The organism is Shinella sp. 1A1 (assembly GCF_055379515.1).
Genome location: NZ_AP039672.1, coordinates 260,308 through 281,122 on the forward strand (window position 1 = coordinate 260,308; position 20,815 = coordinate 281,122).

Sequence of the window (20,815 nt, forward strand, 5' to 3'; positions counted from 1 at the left end):
ATGTCGATCGCCAAACTGAAACCCAAGACGACCGCCCCGCGCGAGGAAATCGTCATCGCCCGCCAGATGCATCAGGCGCTCGTCCTGCACTTCCTGGAAGGCTTGACGCAAGCGCAGATCGCCGATCAGCTCGGCATCTCGCATGCCACCGTCAACCGCCTCATCAAGCGCGGCCGCCAGCTCGGCCTCGTCGAGATCAAGATCAAGTCGCCGGTCGAGCCGCTGGTGGACATGGAGGAGCGGCTTCTGGCGCTCGGCGGCATCAGCCGCGCCGTGGTGGTGCCGACCGTTTCGGACAATCCGCAGACCGCGCTGCTCGCGGTGGGAGAGGCGGCGGCGCGGCTGCTTCTGGAGGAGATCGCCGATGGCGATACGATCTGCATCACCGGCGGCAAGGGTGTCGGCGCCGTCGTCGCCGGACTGCAGGCCGCGCGCCGTTACGATGTCGAGGTCATCCCGGCGACCGGCTGCGTGCAGGGAAAACACTATACCGACGTCAACCACGTCTCGACGCTGATGGCCGACCGGTTGGGCGGCCGCTCCTGGCAGATCCACGCGCCGCTCTTTGCCGACGACGCCGCGCAGCGCGCGATGCTGATCAACATGCGCTCCGTCGCCGATGTCTTTCAGCGGGCGCGCGAGGCCAAGGTGGCGTTGGTCGGCATCGGCTCGATCCTCAGCCAGGATTCGACCTATTACGACCTGCATCCCTCCTCCAGCGAGGACCGCAATGCCATCGAACAGTCCGGTGCGAGCGCAGAGCTGCTCGCCCATCTGCTCGACGGCGAGGGGCGGGTTTGCGACTACGCCCTCAACCGCGCGCTCGTTTCACTGACGCTGACGGAATTCGCCTCGATCCCGACGAAGATCGGGGTGGCGAGCGGCCTCAACAAGGCCGGCTCCATCCTCTCCGTACTGCGCGGCGGCCATCTCGACACGCTCGTCACGGACGAAGCGACCGGCGCGCGCATTCTCGACCTCGCATCCGAAGAAGGACTTTCCGCATGAGCGGCGAACAGTTGAACCGTGAAATCGGACGCTCCGGCGTCAGGGCCTCGGCCGTCGGCCTCGGCACCTGGGCCATTGGCGGATGGATGTGGGGCGGCACGGACGAGGCCGAATCCATCGCCGCGATCCAGGCCTCGCTCGATGCCGGCGTGACGCTGATCGATACAGCCCCGGCCTACGGTCTCGGCCGCTCGGAAGAGATCGTCGGCAAGGCCATCGCCGGCCACCGGGACAAGGCCGTCATCGCCACGAAATGCGGCCTCGTCTGGCATACGGGGAAGGGCAGGCATTTCTTCGATCAGGACGGCAGGCCGGTTCATCGTTATCTCGGCCGCGACGGGATAATCCATGAGGTCGAGGAAAGCCTGCGCCGGCTCGGCACCGACTATATCGACCTTTACATCACCCATTGGCAGGATCCGACGACGCCCGTCGAGGAGACTGTCTCGGCGCTGGAAGATTTGAAGAAAGCCGGAAAGATCCGGGCAATCGGCGCCAGCAACGTCAACCGGCCGGAACTGGAAAAATACATTGAGACCGGGTCGCTCGATGCGATCCAGGAGCGGTTCAGCATGATCGATCGCGAGATCGAGGCGGACCTGCTGCCGCTCACCCTTCAAAACGACGTGGCGACGCTCAGCTATTCCTCGCTGGCGCTCGGCCTGCTCTCGGGCACGATCGGCCCGGACCGGGTCTTTGCCGGCGACGACCAGCGCAAGGACAATCCGCGTTTCTCCGTTGCGAACAGGCAGAAGGCCAGGGATTTCTCCGATGCTATCCGCCCGGTCGCGGAACGGCACGGCGCCAGCATCGCGCAGGTGGTGATCGCCTGGACGCTGGCGCAGCCCGGCGTGACCTTTGCGCTCTGCGGCGCCCGAAACCCGACGCAGGCGCTCGACAATGCACGGGCCGGAACGCTCCGGCTCGATCAGGACGATCTTGCGGCCATCGACGCCGGTATAGCGGCAAAACTGGCCGATATGGACGGATAACGGACTGCCATCATGAACCGGACAGAGACATTGAACGGGCTCCGCCGGAGCCCGAAGGTGGACGTGTGCGTCCTCGGCGGCGGCATCAACGGGCTCAGCGTCTTCCGCGAGCTGGCGCTGCAGGGCGTCAACGTGCTGCTCGTCGAAAAGGCGGATTATTGCTCCGGCGCGAGTGCGGCGCTCTCGCGCATGGTTCATGGCGGCCTGCGTTATCTCGAGAACGGCGAGTTCAGCCTGGTCAAGGAATCGCTCGTCGAGCGCGACCGGCTGCTGCGCAACGCCCCGCATTATGTTGCGCCCTTGCCGACCACGGTGCCGATCTTCGACACCTTTTCCGGCCTTGCCAATGGCGTGGTGCGCTTCCTCGGCCTTACCCGCCGCCCCAGTCGCCGCGGCGCCATCGCCATCAAGGCGGGGCTCGGCATCTACGACTTTCTGACGCGCAGGCGCGCCCTGATGCCGAAACACGAATTCCGCAGCCGCAGGGCGACGCTCTCGAAATGGCCGGCGCTCAATTCGTCGATCCGCAATTCCGCGACCTATTACGACGCCTGGGTCAGCCATCCCGAGCGCATCGGCATCGAGCTTCTGCGCGACGGCCTGTCCACCGGCGCGAATGCCGGAGCGCTGAACTATGCGACGATCGAGGAAGCCGGCGCCGGTCGCTTCGTCCTGCGCGACGGTCTGTCCGGCGAGGCGCTGCCCCTCGAGCCGCGACTGATCGTCAATGCGACGGGCGGCTGGATCGACATCGCGAATGCCACGCTGTTTTCAGGCGAGGCACGGCCGGCGCCGCTGATGGGCGGCACCAAGGGCTCGCATCTCATCATCGACAACCCGTCACTCCGCGACATGCTCGACGGCCACATGATCTATTACGAGAACGAGGATGGGCGCATCTGCATCCTGTTTCCCTATCTCGGCAAGGTGCTGGTCGGTTCAACGGATATCCGCGTCGACGATCCCGGCACGGTGCGCTGCGAGGCGGACGAGCGCGACTACATCCTGCAATCGCTCGCCTTCGTGCTGCCGGGCGTCACGATCCGGCCGGAGGAGATCGTCTTCCAGTTTGCCGGCGTGCGTCCGCTGCCAGCGAGCAAGGACAGTTTTACCGGCCGCATCCCGCGCGACCATTTCTGCACCGTGCTGGATGGCCAGAATGGCGGGCCGCCGGTGCTCTGCATGATCGGCGGGAAGTGGACGACCTTTCGCTCCTTCGGGGAGCTCGCCGCCGACATGGCGCTCAAACATCTGGGCGTGACGCGCCGTATCGATACCGCTGAACGGGCGATCGGCGGCGGCCGCGTCTTCCCCAAAGATCCCGGGACCTGGATCCGCGACCTCGCCGCGTCGACCGGTCTTTCCGTCGCGCGTGTCACGGTTCTCTTCGGTCGCTACGGTACGGAGGCCGAGAACGTCGCCCGTTTCATCGCGGCGAAACCGGATCACGCGCTGCCGCATGCTCTCTACAGCGCACGGGAGCTGCAATATCTCATCCGTGCCGAGGCGGTCGAGCATCTGGACGATCTGCTGCTGCGCCGCACGACGCTGGCGGTCTCGGGCGATCTTTCGCTCGCCATGGCGGAGGCCGTGCTTGAGTTGCTCGCCGCCGAAAAGGGCTGGTCCGCGCAACGGACGGCCGAAGAGCGCGGCCGTTTTCTGGATTTCATGCGTGAACGCCACGGCGTTACCGAACAAACCCTTTCCGTACGGAATGAACACAGGAGTGAATTATGCGAGACAACCGCAAAGTCCGGATGAACCGGCTGTTCGGCAAAGGCCGTTGCCTGGACGTGGCGATCGACCATGGCGTGTGCAACGAGCCGTCCTTCCTCGACGGGCTGGAGGATGTTCCGGCCGTGGTGAAGGCGCTGGTCGATGCCGGGCCGGATGCGATCCAGATGAATTACGGCCAGGCCGACCTGCTGCAGGACATTCCCGGCAGGGACAAGCCGGCGCTGGTCATGCGCATCGACATGGGCAACCCCTATAACCGCATCCGCCATCGCGACATGTGGGCGGTGCTGCAAAACGAGGCCGAGCCGCTGATCGGTGCGTTGCAGATGGATGCGGCCTGCGTGGTCGTCAACCTCTTCATGCTGCCGGATGAACCGGATCTTTTCCGCCAATGCGTGCAGAACATCGCGCGCGTCCGGGCCGATTGCGAGAAATATGGCATGCCGCTGATGATCGAGCCGCTCGTCATGCAGCCCGTCACCGAGCGCGGCGGCTACATGGTCGACGGCGATGCCGACAAGATCGTCACGCTGACGCGGCTTGCCCGCGAGATGGGCGCCGATATCGTCAAGGCCGATCCGACGACCAACGCGGAGGATTTCCATCGCGTCGTCGAGGCGGCGCGCTGCCCGGTTCTGGTGCGCGGCGGCGGCAAGGAAGATCTTTCCGCGGTCTTTGCGAAATCTGCCGCCTTGATGCGGCAGGGCGCAATGGGCATGGTCTATGGCCGCAACATCTACCAGCACGCCAATCCGAGCGCCGTGGTGCGCGGGCTGATGGCGATCATCCATGCGGATGCGGGCGGCGAGGAGGCCTTCGCACTTTACCAGCAGGGATGAGACGCCGGGTGGTCGCGGGAAATACGCGAGGCGATTTCCCGCGATCGCGCGACTAAAGTGAACCTGGGAGGGGTTCTGCATGCAAAAATATCTTCTGGGGCTCGATGCGGGCAACACGGTCATCAAGGCCGTCATCTTCGACCTCGAAGGGCGTGAACTCGCCCATGCCGGGGAGGAGGGGCACAGCCGCATGCCGTGCCCCGGCCATGTCGAACGCGATCTCGACGAACTCTGGGCCAACGCCAGACGCGTCATCCGTACCTGCCTCGACAAGGCGGGAATAGCGGCCGGCGACATCGCCGCGATCGGCTGCGCGGGCCATGGCAACGGGCTCTATGCGCTCGATCGCGACGGCGCGCCGCTGATCGGCATCCAGTCGATCGATACGCGCGCGACCGGCCTGGTTGAGGAATGGCTGGCCGAAGGCGTGGGCGACCGCACCTATCCGATCGCCCGGCAGCGCCCCTGGCCGGCCCAGACGCCGACGCTGCTCGCCTGGCTGAAGCGTTTCAGGCCCGATGTGTTCAGGCAAATCGGCACGGTGTTCTACTCCAAGGATTTCGTGGTGAACCGCCTGACGGGCCAGCGTGTCAGCGAGGTCTCGGACATGTCCGGCGCCGGGCTGCTCGATCTGGCGGCGCGCCGCTATGACAGGACGCTGATGGAGGCTTATGGCCTCGGCGATTGCATGGACCTTCTGCCGCCGCTCATCGAGAGCGCCGACATTGCGGGCCGCGTGACGGAGGCCGTTGCGGTCGAAACCGGGCTTGCCGCGGGCACGCCCGTCATTGGCGGGCTCTTCGATGTCGTCGCCTCGGCGCTCGGCTCCGGCGTTTCGCGCACGGGCAGCGCCTCGATCATCGCCGGCACCTGGAGCATCAACCAGGTGATCGTCGATGGCCCGGATTTGAAGGGTCCGGTTTTCATGTCCTCCACCTTCGACCGCACGCGCTACATGGCGATGGAAAACAGCGCGACCTCGGCGGCCAATCTCGAATGGCTGGTGCGGGAGTTCTTCGACGGCGATCACCATGCCGCCGTCTCGCCCTTCGATGCCTGCTGCGCGCTTGCGGCGGCCGTGGAGCCTGCGGCGGACGATCCGCTCTACCACCCCTATCTCTACGGCGCCCAGCAGGACGGGCACGCGCGGGCGGGTTTCTACGGCGTGGCCGGCTGGCACACCAGGGGCCATCTGATCCGCGCCCTGCTGGAGGGCGTCGCCTTCGGCCACCGCCAGCATGTCGAGACGATCCGAAAGGCGGGCGCGACGTTCGAAGAGGCGGTCTTGTCGGGCGGCGGTTCGCGCAGCAAGCTTTGGCCGCAGATTTTTGCGGATGTGCTCGGCGTACCGGTCTCGGTTGCCACCTCGCGGGAGACGGGCGCCCTTGGTGCGGCGATCGCGGCCGGCACGGGCGTCGGCCTCTTTGACGATTTCGCGGCGGGGGCCGAGGCCATGGTGCGGACAGAGCGGCACTACAGGCCGAATGTCGACCTTGCCGCGCACTATGCGAGGCGCTACGCGCTTTACACGGATATCGCCGAGGCGATGACGCCGCTCTGGCGGCGGCTGGCGGCTTCGGAAAAAATGGCAACGGGAGTTGCGGCGTGAACCATTCTGTCAATGAAACGCCGGTCGATGAGGGCAGCTACGATTTCATCGTGGTCGGTGCCGGTTCGGCCGGCTGCGTTCTGGCGAACCGGCTCTCCGCCGACCCCGGGAACCGCGTCCTGCTGCTCGAGGCGGGCGGGTCGGACCGCTACCACTGGGTTCATGTGCCGATCGGCTATCTCTACTGCATGGGCAATCCGCGCACGGACTGGATGATGAAGACGGCGGCGGAGGCCGGGCTCAACGGCCGCGCGCTCAACTATCCGCGCGGCAAGGTGCTGGGCGGCTGCTCCTCGATCAACGGCATGATCTACATGCGCGGGCAGGCGGCGGACTATGACGGCTGGCGGCAGGCGGGCAATGCCGGCTGGGGCTGGGATGATGTGCTGCCCTATTTCCTGAAGTCGGAGGACAATTATCGCGGCTCGTCCGCCGTCCACGGCGCGGGCGGCGAGTGGCGCGTCGAGCGTCAGCGCCTTTCCTGGCCCATCCTCGACGCCTTCCGCGACGCTGCCGAGGAACTCGGCATCCCGAAGACCGACGATTTCAACGGCGGGGACAACGAGGGCTCAGGCTATTTCGAGGTCAACCAGCGCGGCGGTCTGCGGTGGAACACGACCAAGGCGTTCCTGCGCCCGGCGATGAAGCGCCCGAACCTGCGCGTGCTCACAGGCGCGGAGACGCAACGCCTGGAATTCGACGGCAAACGGGCGACCGGCGTGCGCTTCCGGCTGAACGGCCGGCCCGCCGTCGCGCGCGCCTCCCGAGAGGTCATACTGTCGGCGGGCGCGATCAATTCGCCAAAGCTCCTCGAACTGTCGGGCATCGGCCGGCCGGACCTGCTCTCCGCGCTCGGCATTCCGCTGCGCCATGCGCTTGCCGGCGTCGGCGAGAACCTGCAGGACCATCTCCAGATCCGCACGGTGTTCCGTATCGAAGGCGCAAGGACGCTGAACCAACTCTATCACAACCTCCTGAGCCGCGCGGGCATGGGTCTGGAATATGCGTTCCGCCGCTCCGGCCCGCTCTCCATGGCGCCGAGCCAGCTCGGCATCTTCGCGCGAAGCGACCCGGCAGTCGCCACGGCGGACCTCGAGTATCATGTCCAGCCGCTCAGCACCGACCGGCTCGGCGAGCCGCTGCATCGCTATCCGGCCGTGACGGTCTCCGTCTGCAATCTCCGGCCGGAAAGCCGCGGCACGGTGCATGTGACGGCGGACGATGCGGCGCTCGCCCCGGAAATCCGGCCGAATTACCTGTCGACGCCGGGCGACCGTCTGCTGGCGGCCAGATCCATCCGCCATGCGCGAAGCCTCATGGAAACCCGGGCGATCACTCGCTTCCGGCCGCAGGAAATGCTGCCGGGTAAGGAATACCAGAGCGACGACGAGCTCATCCGGCGCGCCGGCGACATCGCGACGACCATCTTCCATCCCGTCGGCACCTGCCGGATGGGCGACGATCCGATGGCGGTGGTGGATGCCAGGCTGCGGGTGCACGGTCTCGACGGGCTGCGCGTCGTCGACGCCTCCATCATGCCGACCATCGTTTCGGGCAACACCAACTCGCCGGTGATCATGATTGCGGAAAAGGCGGCGGAGATGGTGCTGAGCACGCAATAGATGGACGATGTTTCTTCCGCCGGGCTGTTCAAGCTTCGCGCTGTGCCAATGGTCAACGTGCCATCGCAGAGTGCTGCCAGGGATCAACTCGGCATGGGGGTGGGAGACACCATGCGCTTCAATCCTCGTGCTTTAGCGATCGTGTTCTTCCTTGCGCCAGGCAAGCACCTCGCCGGGGGTGGCTTTGCCGCCGCGCGGGCCGTGGATCGTAACGGAGCGGGAAGCGGCCGCGATGGAAAAGTCCAGCGCTTCGGCGAAGGACCGGCCCTCTCCCAGGCACCAGGTCAATGCACCGCCGAAGGTGTCTCCGGCGCCGGTCACGTCGACCACGTTCACGGGATAGCCGGCGGCCTGCAGCCGCGTCTCGCCGTCGAATGCCTCGGCGCCGTCCGCGGCCATCGTGCGCACCACCCAGCCGATTTCGTGGTCGCGAATCCACCCGCCGATGCGGGCCATGTCGTCGTGGCCGAAGGCGGCGCGGAAGCCGACCTGGTTGAAGATGACGACGGCGGCACCGGTGAGGTAGGGCATGTCTTCCGGCGTGCAGCCGCCGACATCGAGGTCGAAGATGGCGCGGCGGCCGTGGCGCCTCAGGTCGGACAGAAGGTCCGCCTGCCTGAGCACGCCGTTCCTCATCCGGCTGTGCAGCCGGCGCACGCGGTAGAGCGTCGTATAGAGAAGGCCCGGCCGGCGCAGCGCCGCCAGGGTCGCCGGCGCCAGCCACATCGGCTGCTCGCCCATCTCGACCGTCAGCACGACATGCTCGCCGTCGATCAGGAAGATCAGGTTGCGTGATTCCGCGATGGCGGGATCGACCAGCATGTGCTCGATACCGACGCCATTCTGCCGGAGGTCGTCCGTGAGCCGCCCCGACAGCGGGCTGTCGTTCAGCAGGGAAATGAACTGTGTTTCACCGCCGAGTACGGCATGCACGACGGCGGCATTGGCGATGGAGCCCCCGATCTCGGCCGGCAGTTCCTGCACCATGCCCTTGTCGGCGCGGCCGGGCCAGCGGTCGGCGGTGTAATATTCGTCGAGCGCCACGTCTCCGATGAAGAAGGCGGTCATGCTGAGGGCTCGTCATTCATCTGGATCCGGCGCGGTCCGCCCTTGACCGGAACCCACGGGCTTTCCCCGAGGCCGCAGATTGCCATCCAGTAATAGGGCGTGGCGCGCGTAGCGCCCCGGCAGGCATCGTGCCAGACGTTCCGGTGCATCACCACCACCTGTCCGGGCGCGATGACGAAGGCCTCGATTTCGTCGCGATGCGGTGCATCGTCCTCGGAGGCGGGAGCCACGGCAAGCACGATCGGTTCGGCCGCGCAGAAAAGCGCCTCCTCGGTCTGCGGGTGCCGTTCCATGGCGGTGCACGGCCATGGCGCGCTGCCGCCGCGCGTCATGCCGAGATGGCCCGAACCATCGATCAGCGGGATGCGGGTAAAGCCGTCGTTCCAGCCGTCGCCCTTCGTCCAGGTGACGTTGGGATCGGTATCGCCCGCAAGATCGTAGACCCTGCCGTAGCGGGCGAAATTTTTGGCCGTCACGGGCCGTGCGACAACGGGGGTCATGCAGCGCTCCTTGCGAGGCGAACGGCGCGCATCAGGCGGGCGACGTGGGACGCATCCACGCGGCCCGTATCCTTGTGGTCGTGCTTGAACCAGCTTCCGACGATCGCGCCATCGGCATGCGCGAGCTGTTCGACCGCGTTCGTTTCGGTAAGACCGGCGCCGATGAGAAGTGGGACGGTCCCGCCGGCCGCGGCGCGGAAACGGGCGACCTTGTCCATGTCGGTCGGCTGGCCGGTGGCATCCGATGTCACCACCAGGCCGTCGCAGCGCTGAGCGCCGAGGCGCACGTCCTCTTCCTCCGGCCGGCCGGAAAGAACCGGCTGGTACTTGAACCGCACCCCGCCGAGCAAAAGCGCGGAAACGCTCGCCCGCCGGGCGGCGAAATCGGCGGAGAAGGCGGCGTCGTCTTGCGGTGACAGGTGACCGGCGACGGAATCGACCTGAATGAAGGAAACGGGATATTGCCTGGCCAGCGCAAACGCGCGTGTGTCATCACGCAGGACGTTGACGCCGATCTTCGCGCCGAGGCCGAGGCCGCTCAGCCGGTCGAGCACACGCTCGACATCGTCGGCATCGCCGAAATAGTTTTCCACCACCAGCCCGTCGACACCTTCGCCGGCCATGATGCGGGCCTCTTCCTCGGCCTGGGCGAGTTTTGCGGCGGGGTCTTCACCGGCAAGATGCAGCATGCCGAGGATGGGCTTCACGGTGGCGAAGGTCTCGCTGAGACGGCTCATGTCATTTCTCCTGCGTCGCGCCGCCCTCAGGCCGGCGCGGTATCGCGCCCCCAGCGCGTTGCGAATTTCATCTGGACGGCCGGCGAGTAGACGATCGACGTGCGCTCGACCAAACGGTCGTTGGCGTCCAGTACGTCTCCGCTGGCGCAAAGGTAGCCCGGCACCTGGGGCGCTGCCGGGCCGAAGACCTCCCGCAGGCGATCGGACGGCGGCACGACGGTGAGCAGCAGTTCCGAGCGCAGGGGATGGCGGTCATAGTCGCGGCGCAACACCTCGTAGAGCGATTGCGCGGCGAAATCATAGGTCTCGATGCCCGGATAGAGGGCAAGATCGAGCCGGGACGTATCGACGTTCAGCCAGCTGACCGTCTCGTCATTGGCGAGCCCGCGGGCGCGCACGAGGATGAGCTCGCCGTCTTCCACCCGATGGTCGAGCACGCGGGTCACCGGGCGCTGGCCCTGCCGGCGGGCAAGCTCGGTAAAGCTGCCGAAGTTCCAGATATTGTGGCTGATCGGCCTGTGCGAGACGATCGTACCCCGCCCGCGCACCTGCTGGACCAGGCCTTCCGACACCAGAAGCGCCATGGCGTTTCGAACCGTCGTGCGGGCGATGCCGAACTGGTCGCGCATCTGGTTTTCCGAGGGAATGGCTTCGCCTTCGGAAAAGTCTCCGCTGAGGATCGCGGCGCGCAGCGCCCGGTAGAGCTGGCGGTAAAGCTGTTCGCTCGAATAGGGATCGAGACGAAAGCGCGACAGCCGGTCATCCGGGTTTTCGCCCGCAACGTTGGCATCTGGCGTGGAAGGGTGGGTCAAGGCAGGCTCCGGTGCAGTTCCGTTACTTGGTGGCTCCGTTTATCTTGAACTCTTCGACGCCCGCTTCTTTCAAGCCGTAGCGGTCGAGGATCTGTGCATAAGTGCCGTCTGCCTTGAGCGCATCGAGCGTGGCGTGCACGGCGTCGCGCAGCTCGCCATTGGCCTTGGCGAAGGCGATGCCGTAGTGGTTGACGTCGCCGACCTCGCCGATCTGGTAGAACTTGCCCGGCTCCTGCTTCATCAGGTCGAGCAGGCCTTCGAGGCCGATGACGGAGGCCTGGGCGCGACCCTGGCGGATCTGCATGATGTGCTCGGCCTGGGTCGGGATCTGGATGACGGTGATCAGCTTGTCGGCCGGGCAGATCGACTTGCCGAGCTCTTCGGCCCAGGTGACCCAGCTCGTTCCGGTCGCGACGGCGACCGTCTTGCCGCAGAGGTCGGCCTCGGTCTTGATCTCGTCCTGATGGTCGATGCTCGAGTAGAAGACGTTGCCGGTCTTGAAGTAGTCGATGAAATCAAGCTGCGTCTGGCGCTCGACCTTGTCGGAGAAAGCCGTGATGATCATGTCGGAGCGACCGGTGACGACCTGCGGGATCAACTGCGGAAACTCGACGTTCTGGAATTCCGCCGTCAGGCCGAGGCGCTCGGCGATCGCCTTGGCAAGGTCGATGTCGAAGCCCTTCAGCTCCGTCGAGCCGGCGTCGTTGTATTCCATCGGCGGGTAGGCAAGGCTGATCGTGAAGTTCAGCTTGCCGGCGGTGCGCACGGCCTCCGGCAGGGCGGCGGCAAGCTTTTCGTCGCCGGCCGCCTGTGCGGCGCCGGCAAGGCTGATGAAGGTGGCGGAAGCGAGCCCCAGAACCATCGGCAGTATCGTCTTCATGTCCGTTCTCCCATTGTTGGACTGATTTCTTTTCGAGCATTCCCGGGCGGGAACGCTTTTTTCAGGCGAGCACGCGGCTCAGGAACGAGCGCACGCGCGGATCCGCGGGGTTGCTGAGGACATCGCCGGGCGCGCCCATCTCGCGGATCTCGCCGTCGATCATGACTACGACGCGGTCGGCCACTTCGCGGGCAAAGCCGATCTCGTGGGTGACGACGATCATGGTGGTTCCGCCGCGGGCGAGCGTGCGCATCACCTCCAGCACCTCGCCGACGAGTTCCGGATCGAGCGCGCTGGTCGGCTCATCGAACAGCATGACGCGCGGCTCCATGGCCAGCGCCCGGGCGATCGCCACGCGCTGCTTCTGGCCGCCGGAAAGCTGCGAGGGGTAGCTTGCGGCCTTGCCGGCCATGCCGACCTGCTCCAGCAGTTCCATGGCGCGCGCCTCCGCCTCGGCGCGCTTGAGGCCGCGCACCACCATGGGGCCCTCGATGACATTGCCGAGCACGGTGCGGTGGGCAAAGAGGTTGAAGTGCTGGAAAACCATGCCGAGCTGGCTCTGCTGGGCGCGCAGGTGCTTGACCGGCAGCTCCTGCAGGGCGTCGCGGGAAAGCGCGTAGCCCATGATGGCGCCATCGACCCAGACATAGCCTCCGTTCGGCGTCTCCAGGTGATTGATGCAGCGCAGGAAAGTGCTCTTGCCGCTGCCGGAGGGGCCGAGGATGCAGAGCACTTCGCCATGGGCGACATCCAGGTCGAGCCCCTTCAGGACCTCGTGGCTGCCGAAACTCTTGCGGATACCGACCGCCTTGACTGCGAGGCTCATGCTTCCTCCGGGGTGGCCGGACGGCGCGCCCAGCCCTTGAACCACGCCCGCTCGTCGCTCGTGGCGGAGGCGTCGCGGCCGAAATGGCGTTCGAGGTAATACTGGCCGATGGAAAGCACCGTCGTGCCGGCGAGATACCAGACGGCGCAGACGAACAGCAGTTCGATGACGGCGCCGTTGATGAAGTAGATGCGCTGCGCCGCGTTCAGCATTTCGCCCATGGCGATCGTGGCGGCGAGCGAGGAGAATTTCAGCATGCCGATGGCGCTGTTGCCGAGCACCGGCAGGATCAGCCGCAGCGTTTGCGGCAGGACGATGCGGCGCATGGTCTGGCCGGGCGTCATGCCGAGCGTATGCGCTGCCTCCTTCTGGCCCTTGTCGACGGCGCCGATGCCGCCGCGCACGACCTCGGTGAGATAGGAGCCCTCGTTGACGCCAAGCCCGAGCACGGCGGCGACGAAGGGCGTCACGACATCGACCATGCGTGCATCTACGAGGCCCGGAATATAGAGCCGCGGAAAGACCAGCGCGATGTTGAACCAGATGAGCAGCTGGAGAAGCACCGGCGTGCCGCGGAATATCCAGACATAGAGCCAGGCGGCGAAGCGCAGGATCGGGTTTTCGGAAAGCCGCATGATGCCGAAGGCAAAACCGAGCGCGACGCCGAGCGCCAGCGCGCAGGCCGAGATCAGCAGCGTCCAGCCGAAACCGGTGACGATGACCCCCGCCGTCAGGAATTGCCCGACGACGGTCCACTGGATTTGCCCGATGGCGAAGGCCCGCCCGATCACGGCGAGAAGAAGAAGGACGATGCCGCCGCTGATCCAGCGGCCGGGATGTCGCAGGCGGCGCACGGCCACGTCCGGACCGGGAAGGTCGGCGGGCGCAAGCGTTGCGGTTGATTTCGGGGCGGACTGTTGCATGGCATCCAATTGTAGGGTTAGGCCTACAACTTACTAGGCAGCATTCATCCGGGAGTCAATACGCGTTCTGCGACACCTGAAGACCCGCCGAGATTGCCGCGAAGGAATGTCAGTGCGGTTTGCGCACGCTCCTGGCGATGGCTGCCGCCAGGGTCTCGGCGGCCCGCGAGGGCTTGTTGCGCGGATAGGCGATGTGGAACATGTCCTCGAAGGTCATGCGCTCGGGTGCGAGGATCCGCAAACGGCCGTTGCGCACCCATTCCTCGGCGTAATGATCGGGCAGGAAGCCGATATAGGCGCCTGAAAGCAGCAGAAGCAGCGTGCCTTCCATATGCGGCGTCGCCGCCGCCCAGTTGAAATTCACGCCGCAGATCGTCTCGTTCAGCATGTAGGTGCGGCCGGCGAAGGACTGGGCTTCCAGAAGCGCGTCGGTGAGGTCGGCATCGGGGCGGTCGAAGAGAGGGTGGCCGTCGGCGCAGTAGAGTTTCTGCATTTCCGAAAAGACCGGCTGGCTGCGGACGTTCGGCATGACGCTGCCGACCGATGGCATGAGGACGATCTGGTAGGAACCGTTCAGCAGCCCCTGATGCAGGACCTGCGGCGCCGCAACGTCGATCTCCAGATGCACGCGCGGCGCTTCCGCGTGAAAGGCGGCAAGGGCACCGGGAAGATTGAGGTCGCGGTTGCTGATCATCGCATCGACCGTGCCGAAGCTGAGATTGCCGGAAAGCTCGCCCTGCGCCTCGCCGATGCGGCTCTGGAATTTCTCCAGCGAGCCGAAGAGCTCGAGTGCCGCGTCATAGACGAGCCGCCCTTCCTCCGTCAGCTGGAAACCACCGCGCCCGCGGGTGCACAGGCGCAGGCCGATGCGCTCCTCCAGGTGCCGCATGTGGGTGGAGATGGTCGCCTGCGTCATGCCGAGCGCCGATTGCGCAGCGGAAAAGCCGCCATGCTGCACCACCGAGGCGAAGACGCGCAGCAGCCGAAGCTCGGCATCGCCAAGCGACAGATTGAGGACGCGGTGCCGGACCTTGTTGATCATTCATTGATTAATGCACAAGTGAACATCCAATCATAGATACTTTTAAACGTTTCGGCCTTTGGCACACTCCTTCGCACCTTTGGAGGAGGGCACATGACCAGCAATTCGTATGAGACCGGGCGCCTGAACCTGCCGTTCGTCGGCATCTGCACCTTCGGCAAGTATCCCTACCAGCCGGATTGGGACGCCATCGACGCGGATGTCGCGATCCTCGGTGCGCCCTTCGACTGCGGCACGCAGTGGCGCGCCGGCACCCGCTTCGGGCCCCGTTCCATCCGCGAGGCCTCGACCCTCTTCTCCTTCGGCCATGGCGGCGCCTACGACCATGAGGACGACGTCACCTACCTGCCGAGCGGCGAAGTCTCCATCGTCGATATCGGCGACGCCGACATCGTGCATACCGACACGATGAAGAGCCATGCCAATATCGAATTCGGCGTGCGCAAGATCCTGGAAGCCGGTGCGCTGCCGGTGGTGCTGGGCGGCGACCACTCGATCAACATTCCCTGCATCAACGCCTTTGCCGAGGACTGCGAGAAGAACGGCCCGATCCACATCGTGCAGATTGACGCCCATCTGGATTTCGTCGACGAGCGCCATGGCGTCCGCTACGGTCACGGCAACCCGATGCGCCGCGCGGCGGAAAAGCCCTATGTCAGCGGCCTGTCGCAACTCGGCATCCGCAACGTCTCCTCCACGGCCAAGGAAGGCTATGAGGATGCGCGAAACATGGGTTCCGACATCCTGTCGGTCCGGCAGATCCGGGCGCTCGGCACGGACGCGGTGGTGGACCGTATTCCGGCAGGCGCGCGCTACTATGTGACGATCGATATCGACGGCTTCGATCCGTCGATCGCGCCGGGCACGGGCACGCCGTCGCATGGCGGCTTCATCTATTACGAGGTGCTGGAAATCCTGGCGGCGCTGGCCAAGCGCGGCGATATCGTCGGCATCGACCTGGTCGAGGTCGCGCCCGACTACGACCACACCGGAGGCACCGCCATTCTGGCCGCACAGGTTCTCATGAACCTCATCGGCCGCATCATGCACGCCAAAAAACGCTGATCGAACAGGCCCGGGAGGACCGGCGCGCCCATGGCGGCCGGCCGGGGAGGAGGAAAGCATGGACTCGCTCGTCCGCAATTATCTGGATCAATACGGCGTCAGCGACGCGACGCGCCGGTTTCTCGCCAAGCCGCAGAAGATGTTCATCGACGGCGCCTGGGTCGATAGCGCAAACGGCGCGACCTTCGACATCTTCGAGCCGTCGACGGGCGGTCTCGTCACCCGCGCGCCCTCGGGCACGGCGGATGATCTGGACAGGGCCGTCCGGGCCGCGCGCCGCCAGTTCGACGGCGGTGAATGGCGCCGCCTGAAGCCGCTGGAGCGGGAGCGGCTGCTGCATCGCCTTGCCGACCTCATCGAGACCCATGGCGACGAACTTGCCGAGATCGAAGCCATCGACATGGGCAAGTCCGTGACCTTCGCCCGGGAGATCGACATCCAGGGAACGGTCGATACGTTCCGCTATTTCGCCGGCTGGCCCTCCAAGCTGCATGGACGTACCGTCGAGCCGTCCATTCCCGGCAACTACCTTGCCTATACCCGCAAGGAACCGCTGGGCGTGGTCGCGGCCATCGTGCCGTGGAACTTTCCGCTGCAGACCATGGCGTGGAAGGTCGCGGCTGCACTGGCCGCCGGCTGCACGGTCATCGTCAAGCCGGCGGAGCTGACCTCGCTGTCCACCCTGCGCTTTGCGGAACTGGTCGAGGAGGCCGGCTTCCCCGATGGTGTCGTCAATATCGTCACGGGCAAGGGCAGCGTCATCGGCGCGGCCATGTCGGCCCATCCCGGCATCAACAAGGTGACCTTCACCGGCTCGACGCCCGTCGGGCAGGAAGTCGGCCGCACGGCGGTCGGCAATCTCAAGCATGTCACGCTGGAGCTTGGCGGCAAGTCGCCGGTGCTGGTGCTCGACGACGCGGATCTGGCGAGCGCCGCCCGCGCGGTGGCGAACGGCGTATTCTTCAACTCCGGCCAGGTCTGCGATGCCGGCACCCGCGTCTATGTCCAGCGCTCGGTGCACGACGCCTTCCTCGACGAGCTGATCGCGGTCACGCGCACGCTGAAACTCGCGCCGGGCCTCGACCGGGATTGCTATATCGGCCCGATGGTCTCGGCCCAGCAGAAGAGGGTCGTCGCAGGCTATATCGAGGCCGGTCGGCGCGAGGGCGCGAAGCTCGTCCATGGCGGCGCAACTCCGGAAGGTCCGGGTCATTTCATCGAGCCTGCGATCTTCGCCCATTGCACGCCGGACATGAGCATCGTGCGTGAGGAGATCTTCGGGCCGGTGCTGGTGACGAGCCCGTTCGATACGCTGGAGGAAGCGGTTTCGCTGGCGAACGACACGCCCTTCGGGCTCGCCGCCGCGATCTATTCGAACGATCTCGCCCGCGTGCACACGCTCATCCCGCAACTGCATGCCGGTTCGGTCTATGTCAACGCGCATAGCACGATCGATCCTTCCATGCCGTTCGGCGGCTTCAAGGATTCCGGCTTCGGCAAGGATCTTGGGCCGGAACAGCTCGACTATCTCATGGAGACGAAGGCGGTGTGGATCACGCTGCCATAGATCCAGCCGGCCGCCGCCCATGGGCGGCCGCCTCACGACCATCGGCGGCCGATGGAGCCGCCTTTCATCGCGGAAAGACGCCCAAGGCGCGACGCGAAAGGGGAACCGAACATGGAAAACGATATCGCCTGGCAGAACGAGCTGGCGCGCCGCGCCCGCATCTACGAGGACATCGAGGCGGGCCATCGCTTCGAGGGCACGATGACCGTCATCGACTATGCCTGCATGATGGCGCTGACGCTCGTGCTGGTCGTCGCCTTCTGGGTCTGGGGAGGCTGACATGACCGATCACGTCAGCCAGGGCGGCTTTGCCGTCGCCGAAACCGAACGGGCGGAAGCCGAGCGCAACCGTGCCGCCGCCGAGCGGGGCGATGCGCCGCTGCTTCCCTCCGAACGTCTATGGGGCTTCTGGGAGTTCACCTACGCCAATTCGGCGCTTGCCATCGCCACCTGGGCCTTCCTGATCGGCGGGTCGGTCGGTCTCTTCGTCGGCCCCAAGGAGGGCATCGCCGCCATCATCATGGGCAATATCGTCGGCGTCATGCTGACGGCCCTTTCCACCACGCCGCTTTCCGGCCGCTACGGCATCGAGCAGTTCATCGCCCTGCGAAGCCAGTTCGGCTATAATGGCAGCCGCATCGTCTACGTGCTCGCCGTGGTCATTCTCACCATGGGCTGGCTTGCCGTGCTTGCGATGATGTTCGGCCGGTCGATCGACGGGCTGACGGCGCTGAGCGCCGGCGAGGCGGCCAATCCCACCGGCATCAAGATGATCGTCGCCGCTGTCGGCGCCATTCTCGTCACCTGGTTCATCGTCGCCAAGGGGCCGACCTCGATCAAGTTCTTCAACATGGTCGTCTCGCCCGCGCTGGTGATCCTGATGATCGTGATGCTGTACCTTATCCTCCAGCATCGCTCCTTCTCCGAATTGCTGGCGATGCCCGCGCTCGCCCCGCCCTTCGAGGACAACACGCTCAACTTCATCATCGCCGTCGAGGTCAACCTCGCCGCGGGCTTCTCCTGGTGGCCCTATATCGGCAACCTGGCCCGTCTGACGAAGAACGAACGCACGGCCTTCTGGCCCAACGTCGTCGGCATCTTCGGCGCGGCGGCTCTCGGCGAGATCGTCGGCCTGCTTGCCGCCGTCGCGCTCGGCGACAGCGACCCGACGATCTGGATGACCAAGATCGCAGGTCCCGTCATCGGTATCATCGCGCTGCTCTTCGTCGCCTTCGCCAACATGACCTCGATGGCCAATATCCTCTACACCTCCATCGTCGGCCTGCGGCAGGTGGGCACGGCGTCGATCCGCGCCATCTCCTGGGGGGCGATCCTCTTCCTGTTCTGCATCATCCCGCTCGGCCTCGTGGTCTTCTATCCGCAGATGTACGACGGCTTCTTCATCTTCCTCGTCTGGACCTCGGCGCTGAATTCCGCGCTCGCCGGCATCGGCATCGCCGACTACTTCTTCCTGCGCCGCCAGAAGCTCGACATGCGCAGCCTGCATGGCCCGCAGGAAAACGGTCCCTATCGGTTCTGGGGTGGCTTCAACCCGATCGGCCTCTTCGCGCTTGCCATCGGCTTCGGCGTCTACGTGCTCGTCTTCAATCCGCAGACGCTCGCGAGCCTGCCGGCCTTCAAATACCTCACCGCCTCCGTGCCCTCCTGCCTTGCGGCCGGCACGGTTCACTATGTCCTGACCCGGCTCTTCGCCCGCGGGCGCGGCTGGGGCCTCTACCCGTAACCTCTGGATGACCGCCATGACCGAGACCTACGACTACATCATCATCGGTGCCGGATCGGCCGGCTGTGTGCTTGCCAACCGTCTTTCGGAGGACCCGGCCACCAGGGTTCTGGTTCTCGAATATGGCGGCAGCGACAAGTCGATCTTCATCCAGATGCCGACGGCGCTGTCCATTCCGATGAACGGCACGAAGTACAACTGGAAATACATGACCCTGCCGGAACCGGGCCTCGACGGCCGGCAGGTGCATTGCCCGCGTGGAAAAGTCATCGGCGGCTCTTCCTCGATCAACGGGCTCGTCTACATGCGCGGCAATGCGCGTGACTTCGACGAGTGGGAGGAACTGGGGGCGCGCGGCTGGCGCTATACCAATTGCCTGCCCTATTTCCAGCGGGCCGAAAGCTGGCAGGACGGCAGCGATGCCTATCGCGGCGCCGACGGCCCGCTCGCCACCAATGCCGGCAACAAGATGAAGAACCCGCTCTACAAGGCTTTCGTCGATGCCGGACACGAGGCGGGATACATCACCACGGACGATCCGAACGGCCATATGCAGGAGGGCTTCGGCCCCATGCACATGACCGTCAAGGACGGCGTGCGCTGGTCGACGGCCAACGCCTACCTGAAACCGGCGATGAGCCGGCCGAACCTCAGGGTCGTCACCCACGCCATGACGCGGCGCGTGCTGCTGGAAGGCAAGCGCGCCGTCGGTGTCGAATACGAACTGGCCGGCGGCGAGCGCATCGTGGCGAAGGCCAGCCGCGAGGTTCTGATCTCCTCCGGCCCGATCGGCTCGCCGCACCTCCTGCAGCGCTCCGGCATCGGCCCCGCCGCCGTGCTGCGGAAGGCGGGCGTCGCGGTGTTGCATGATCTGCCGGGCGTCGGCGAGAACCTGCAGGATCATTCCGAGGTCTATATCCAGTATGCCTGCAAGGAGCCGATCACGCTGAACGGCAAGATGGGTCTGCTGAGCCGCGCCATGATCGGCGCGGAGTGGCTGCTGTTCAAGAAAGGCCTTTCGGTCTCCAACCATTTCGAGAGCGGCGGCTTCATCCGTTCCGATGCGTCGCTGCAATGGCCGGATATCCAGTTCCACTTCCTGCCAGCCGCCATGCGTTACGACGGCAAGAAACCGCTCGACGGACACGGCTTCATGGTGCTGACCGGCCCGAACAAGCCGAAGAGCCGCGGCCATGTGCGCCTGCGCTCGCCGGAGGCGCACGAGCAGCCGGATATCCTCTTCAACTATCTCGACCGCGAGGAGGACCGCGAAGGCTTCCGCCGCTGCCTGCGGCTTACCCGCGAGATCATCGCCCAGCCGGCCTTCGACCGGTTCCGCGGCGAGGAGATCGCGCCGGGCAAGGATGTGCGCAGCAATGACGAGATCGACGCCTGGGTGCGCGAGACCATGGAGAGTACCTATCATCCCTGCGGCTCCTGCCGCATGGGCGAGGACGCCATGGCGGTCGTCGACAGCGACCTCAAGGTGCGCGGCCTCGAAGGGCTGCGGGTGATCGACAGCTCCGTCTTCCCGGCCGAGCCGAATGCCAACCTCAACGCGCCGACCATCATGCTTGCCGAACGCGCGTCCGATATCGTGCGCGGCAAGCCGCTGCTCGCCGCCTCGAATGCGGAGGTCGGTGTTGCGCCCGGTGTTGGCACGACCCAGCGCAGCGGCTCGCCGGTGCGTACCCTGCAGCATTGAGAGGATCAACGATGCCGCGGGTGATAGGACATGCAGTTGCCCGGCGGGAACGGGAAGACCCGGAGGAACGGCACGATTGGGCGCTCTTCATAGAGGCCCTGTTTCGTGGCCTGCAGGCCCGCTTCGCCATCTGGTCCTC

Annotated in this window: 19 protein-coding genes; 11 read left to right on the forward strand and 8 right to left on the reverse strand. The window is 65.6% G+C overall.

What is annotated here, in order from left to right; translation table 11 throughout:
• The 6 genes from ACZ48C_RS18035 (at nucleotide 1) to ACZ48C_RS18060 (ending at nucleotide 7,807) form a co-directional block, all read left to right on the forward strand.
• Nucleotides 1–1,008, forward strand: coding sequence for a sugar-binding transcriptional regulator (locus tag ACZ48C_RS18035; RefSeq protein ID WP_464783525.1), 1,008 nt, complete (start codon nucleotides 1–3; stop codon nucleotides 1,006–1,008).
• Nucleotides 1,005–2,000, forward strand: a complete 996-nt coding sequence (locus ACZ48C_RS18040) for an aldo/keto reductase (RefSeq protein WP_464783526.1) — start codon at nucleotides 1,005–1,007, stop codon at nucleotides 1,998–2,000. Before ACZ48C_RS18035 ends, ACZ48C_RS18040 begins: the two co-directional genes overlap by 4 nt.
• 12 nt (nucleotides 2,001–2,012) lie before the next feature.
• Nucleotides 2,013–3,761, forward strand: a complete 1,749-nt coding sequence (locus ACZ48C_RS18045) for a glycerol-3-phosphate dehydrogenase/oxidase (protein ID WP_464783527.1) — start codon at nucleotides 2,013–2,015, stop codon at nucleotides 3,759–3,761.
• Nucleotides 3,734–4,576 carry a class I fructose-bisphosphate aldolase gene (locus ACZ48C_RS18050; RefSeq protein WP_424547093.1) on the forward strand — a complete coding sequence of 281 codons (843 nt, stop codon included), beginning with the start codon at nucleotides 3,734–3,736 and terminating at the stop codon, nucleotides 4,574–4,576. Before ACZ48C_RS18045 ends, ACZ48C_RS18050 begins: the two co-directional genes overlap by 28 nt.
• A 79-nt stretch (nucleotides 4,577–4,655) precedes the next feature.
• On the forward strand, nucleotides 4,656–6,185 hold the full coding sequence (locus tag ACZ48C_RS18055) for an FGGY-family carbohydrate kinase (protein WP_464783528.1): 1,530 nt from the start codon (nucleotides 4,656–4,658) through the stop codon (nucleotides 6,183–6,185).
• On the forward strand, nucleotides 6,182–7,807 hold the full coding sequence (locus ACZ48C_RS18060; RefSeq protein ID WP_464783529.1) for a GMC family oxidoreductase: 1,626 nt from the start codon (nucleotides 6,182–6,184) through the stop codon (nucleotides 7,805–7,807). The genes ACZ48C_RS18055 and ACZ48C_RS18060 overlap by 4 nt, the downstream gene beginning before the upstream one ends.
• Before the next feature lie 132 nt (nucleotides 7,808–7,939).
• Here ACZ48C_RS18060 and ACZ48C_RS18065 read toward each other — a convergent pair whose 3' ends face one another.
• The 8 genes from ACZ48C_RS18065 to ACZ48C_RS18100 all read right to left on the reverse strand — a co-directional run bounded on the left by ACZ48C_RS18065 (nucleotide 7,940) and on the right by ACZ48C_RS18100 (nucleotide 14,595).
• Complete coding sequence (locus ACZ48C_RS18065; protein WP_464783530.1) at nucleotides 7,940–8,875, reverse strand: carbohydrate kinase family protein; 936 nt, start codon at nucleotides 8,873–8,875, stop codon at nucleotides 7,940–7,942.
• Entirely contained in the window at nucleotides 8,872–9,375 is a 504-nt protein-coding gene (locus tag ACZ48C_RS18070; RefSeq protein ID WP_464783531.1) for an ureidoglycolate lyase, read from the reverse strand. The genes ACZ48C_RS18065 and ACZ48C_RS18070 overlap by 4 nt, the downstream gene beginning before the upstream one ends.
• Nucleotides 9,372–10,112 carry a BtpA/SgcQ family protein gene (locus tag ACZ48C_RS18075; protein WP_464783532.1) on the reverse strand — a complete coding sequence of 247 codons (741 nt, stop codon included), beginning with the start codon at nucleotides 10,110–10,112 and terminating at the stop codon, nucleotides 9,372–9,374. Before ACZ48C_RS18075 ends, ACZ48C_RS18070 begins: the two co-directional genes overlap by 4 nt.
• 26 nt (nucleotides 10,113–10,138) lie before the next feature.
• On the reverse strand, nucleotides 10,139–10,924 hold the full coding sequence (locus tag ACZ48C_RS18080; protein WP_464783533.1) for a GntR family transcriptional regulator: 786 nt from the start codon (nucleotides 10,922–10,924) through the stop codon (nucleotides 10,139–10,141).
• Nucleotides 10,925–10,946: 22 nt separating this feature from the next.
• The gene (locus tag ACZ48C_RS18085) at nucleotides 10,947–11,804 is read right to left on the reverse strand and encodes an ABC transporter substrate-binding protein (protein ID WP_464783534.1); all 858 of its coding nucleotides are present in this window, start codon (nucleotides 11,802–11,804) and stop codon (nucleotides 10,947–10,949) included.
• A 61-nt stretch (nucleotides 11,805–11,865) separates the two neighbouring features.
• Nucleotides 11,866–12,630: an amino acid ABC transporter ATP-binding protein gene (locus tag ACZ48C_RS18090; protein WP_464783535.1), complete on the reverse strand. Its 765-nt coding sequence runs from the start codon at nucleotides 12,628–12,630 to the stop codon at nucleotides 11,866–11,868.
• The gene (locus ACZ48C_RS18095) at nucleotides 12,627–13,553 is read right to left on the reverse strand and encodes an amino acid ABC transporter permease (protein ID WP_464783536.1); all 927 of its coding nucleotides are present in this window, start codon (nucleotides 13,551–13,553) and stop codon (nucleotides 12,627–12,629) included. Before ACZ48C_RS18095 ends, ACZ48C_RS18090 begins: the two co-directional genes overlap by 4 nt.
• 109 nt (nucleotides 13,554–13,662) lie before the next feature.
• Nucleotides 13,663–14,595 (reverse strand): LysR family transcriptional regulator, encoded by a 933-nt coding sequence (locus tag ACZ48C_RS18100; RefSeq protein ID WP_119254883.1) that lies wholly within the window; start codon nucleotides 14,593–14,595, stop codon nucleotides 13,663–13,665.
• 93 nt (nucleotides 14,596–14,688) lie between these two features.
• On the opposite strand from ACZ48C_RS18100, the gene speB reads away from it, so the two are divergent.
• From speB to betA, 5 genes are all read left to right on the forward strand, one after another.
• Nucleotides 14,689–15,660 carry an agmatinase gene (gene speB, locus ACZ48C_RS18105; RefSeq protein WP_464783537.1) on the forward strand — a complete coding sequence of 324 codons (972 nt, stop codon included), beginning with the start codon at nucleotides 14,689–14,691 and terminating at the stop codon, nucleotides 15,658–15,660.
• A 58-nt stretch (nucleotides 15,661–15,718) separates the two neighbouring features.
• Nucleotides 15,719–17,227, forward strand: a complete 1,509-nt coding sequence (locus tag ACZ48C_RS18110) for an aldehyde dehydrogenase family protein (RefSeq protein ID WP_464783538.1) — start codon at nucleotides 15,719–15,721, stop codon at nucleotides 17,225–17,227.
• Between the two features lie 111 nt (nucleotides 17,228–17,338).
• Nucleotides 17,339–17,506, forward strand: coding sequence for a hypothetical protein (locus ACZ48C_RS18115; protein ID WP_119254886.1), 168 nt, complete (start codon nucleotides 17,339–17,341; stop codon nucleotides 17,504–17,506).
• A 1-nt stretch (nucleotide 17,507) separates the two neighbouring features.
• Nucleotides 17,508–18,971, forward strand: coding sequence for a purine-cytosine permease family protein (locus ACZ48C_RS18120; protein ID WP_464783539.1), 1,464 nt, complete (start codon nucleotides 17,508–17,510; stop codon nucleotides 18,969–18,971).
• 16 nt (nucleotides 18,972–18,987) lie between these two features.
• Nucleotides 18,988–20,676: a choline dehydrogenase gene (gene betA, locus ACZ48C_RS18125; RefSeq protein ID WP_464783540.1), complete on the forward strand. Its 1,689-nt coding sequence runs from the start codon at nucleotides 18,988–18,990 to the stop codon at nucleotides 20,674–20,676.
• The last annotated feature ends 139 nt before the right edge of the window (nucleotides 20,677–20,815 follow it).

Coding starts and splice junctions, on each gene's coding strand:
- ACZ48C_RS18035 (WP_464783525.1), top strand. CDS start 1: ATGTCGATCGCCAAACTGAAACCCAAGACGACCGCCCCGCGCGAGGAA.
- ACZ48C_RS18040 (WP_464783526.1), top strand. CDS start 1,005: ATGAGCGGCGAACAGTTGAACCGTGAAATCGGACGCTCCGGCGTCAGG.
- ACZ48C_RS18045 (WP_464783527.1), top strand. CDS start 2,013: ATGAACCGGACAGAGACATTGAACGGGCTCCGCCGGAGCCCGAAGGTG.
- ACZ48C_RS18050 (WP_424547093.1), top strand. CDS start 3,734: ATGCGAGACAACCGCAAAGTCCGGATGAACCGGCTGTTCGGCAAAGGC.
- ACZ48C_RS18055 (WP_464783528.1), top strand. CDS start 4,656: ATGCAAAAATATCTTCTGGGGCTCGATGCGGGCAACACGGTCATCAAG.
- ACZ48C_RS18065 (WP_464783530.1), bottom strand. CDS start 8,875: ATGACCGCCTTCTTCATCGGAGACGTGGCGCTCGACGAATATTACACC.
- ACZ48C_RS18070 (WP_464783531.1), bottom strand. CDS start 9,375: ATGACCCCCGTTGTCGCACGGCCCGTGACGGCCAAAAATTTCGCCCGC.
- ACZ48C_RS18075 (WP_464783532.1), bottom strand. CDS start 10,112: ATGAGCCGTCTCAGCGAGACCTTCGCCACCGTGAAGCCCATCCTCGGC.
- ACZ48C_RS18085 (WP_464783534.1), bottom strand. CDS start 11,804: ATGAAGACGATACTGCCGATGGTTCTGGGGCTCGCTTCCGCCACCTTC.
- ACZ48C_RS18090 (WP_464783535.1), bottom strand. CDS start 12,630: ATGAGCCTCGCAGTCAAGGCGGTCGGTATCCGCAAGAGTTTCGGCAGC.
- ACZ48C_RS18095 (WP_464783536.1), bottom strand. CDS start 13,553: ATGCAACAGTCCGCCCCGAAATCAACCGCAACGCTTGCGCCCGCCGAC.
- ACZ48C_RS18100 (WP_119254883.1), bottom strand. CDS start 14,595: ATGATCAACAAGGTCCGGCACCGCGTCCTCAATCTGTCGCTTGGCGAT.
- speB (WP_464783537.1), top strand. CDS start 14,689: ATGACCAGCAATTCGTATGAGACCGGGCGCCTGAACCTGCCGTTCGTC.
- ACZ48C_RS18110 (WP_464783538.1), top strand. CDS start 15,719: ATGGACTCGCTCGTCCGCAATTATCTGGATCAATACGGCGTCAGCGAC.
- ACZ48C_RS18115 (WP_119254886.1), top strand. CDS start 17,339: ATGGAAAACGATATCGCCTGGCAGAACGAGCTGGCGCGCCGCGCCCGC.
- ACZ48C_RS18120 (WP_464783539.1), top strand. CDS start 17,508: ATGACCGATCACGTCAGCCAGGGCGGCTTTGCCGTCGCCGAAACCGAA.
- betA (WP_464783540.1), top strand. CDS start 18,988: ATGACCGAGACCTACGACTACATCATCATCGGTGCCGGATCGGCCGGC.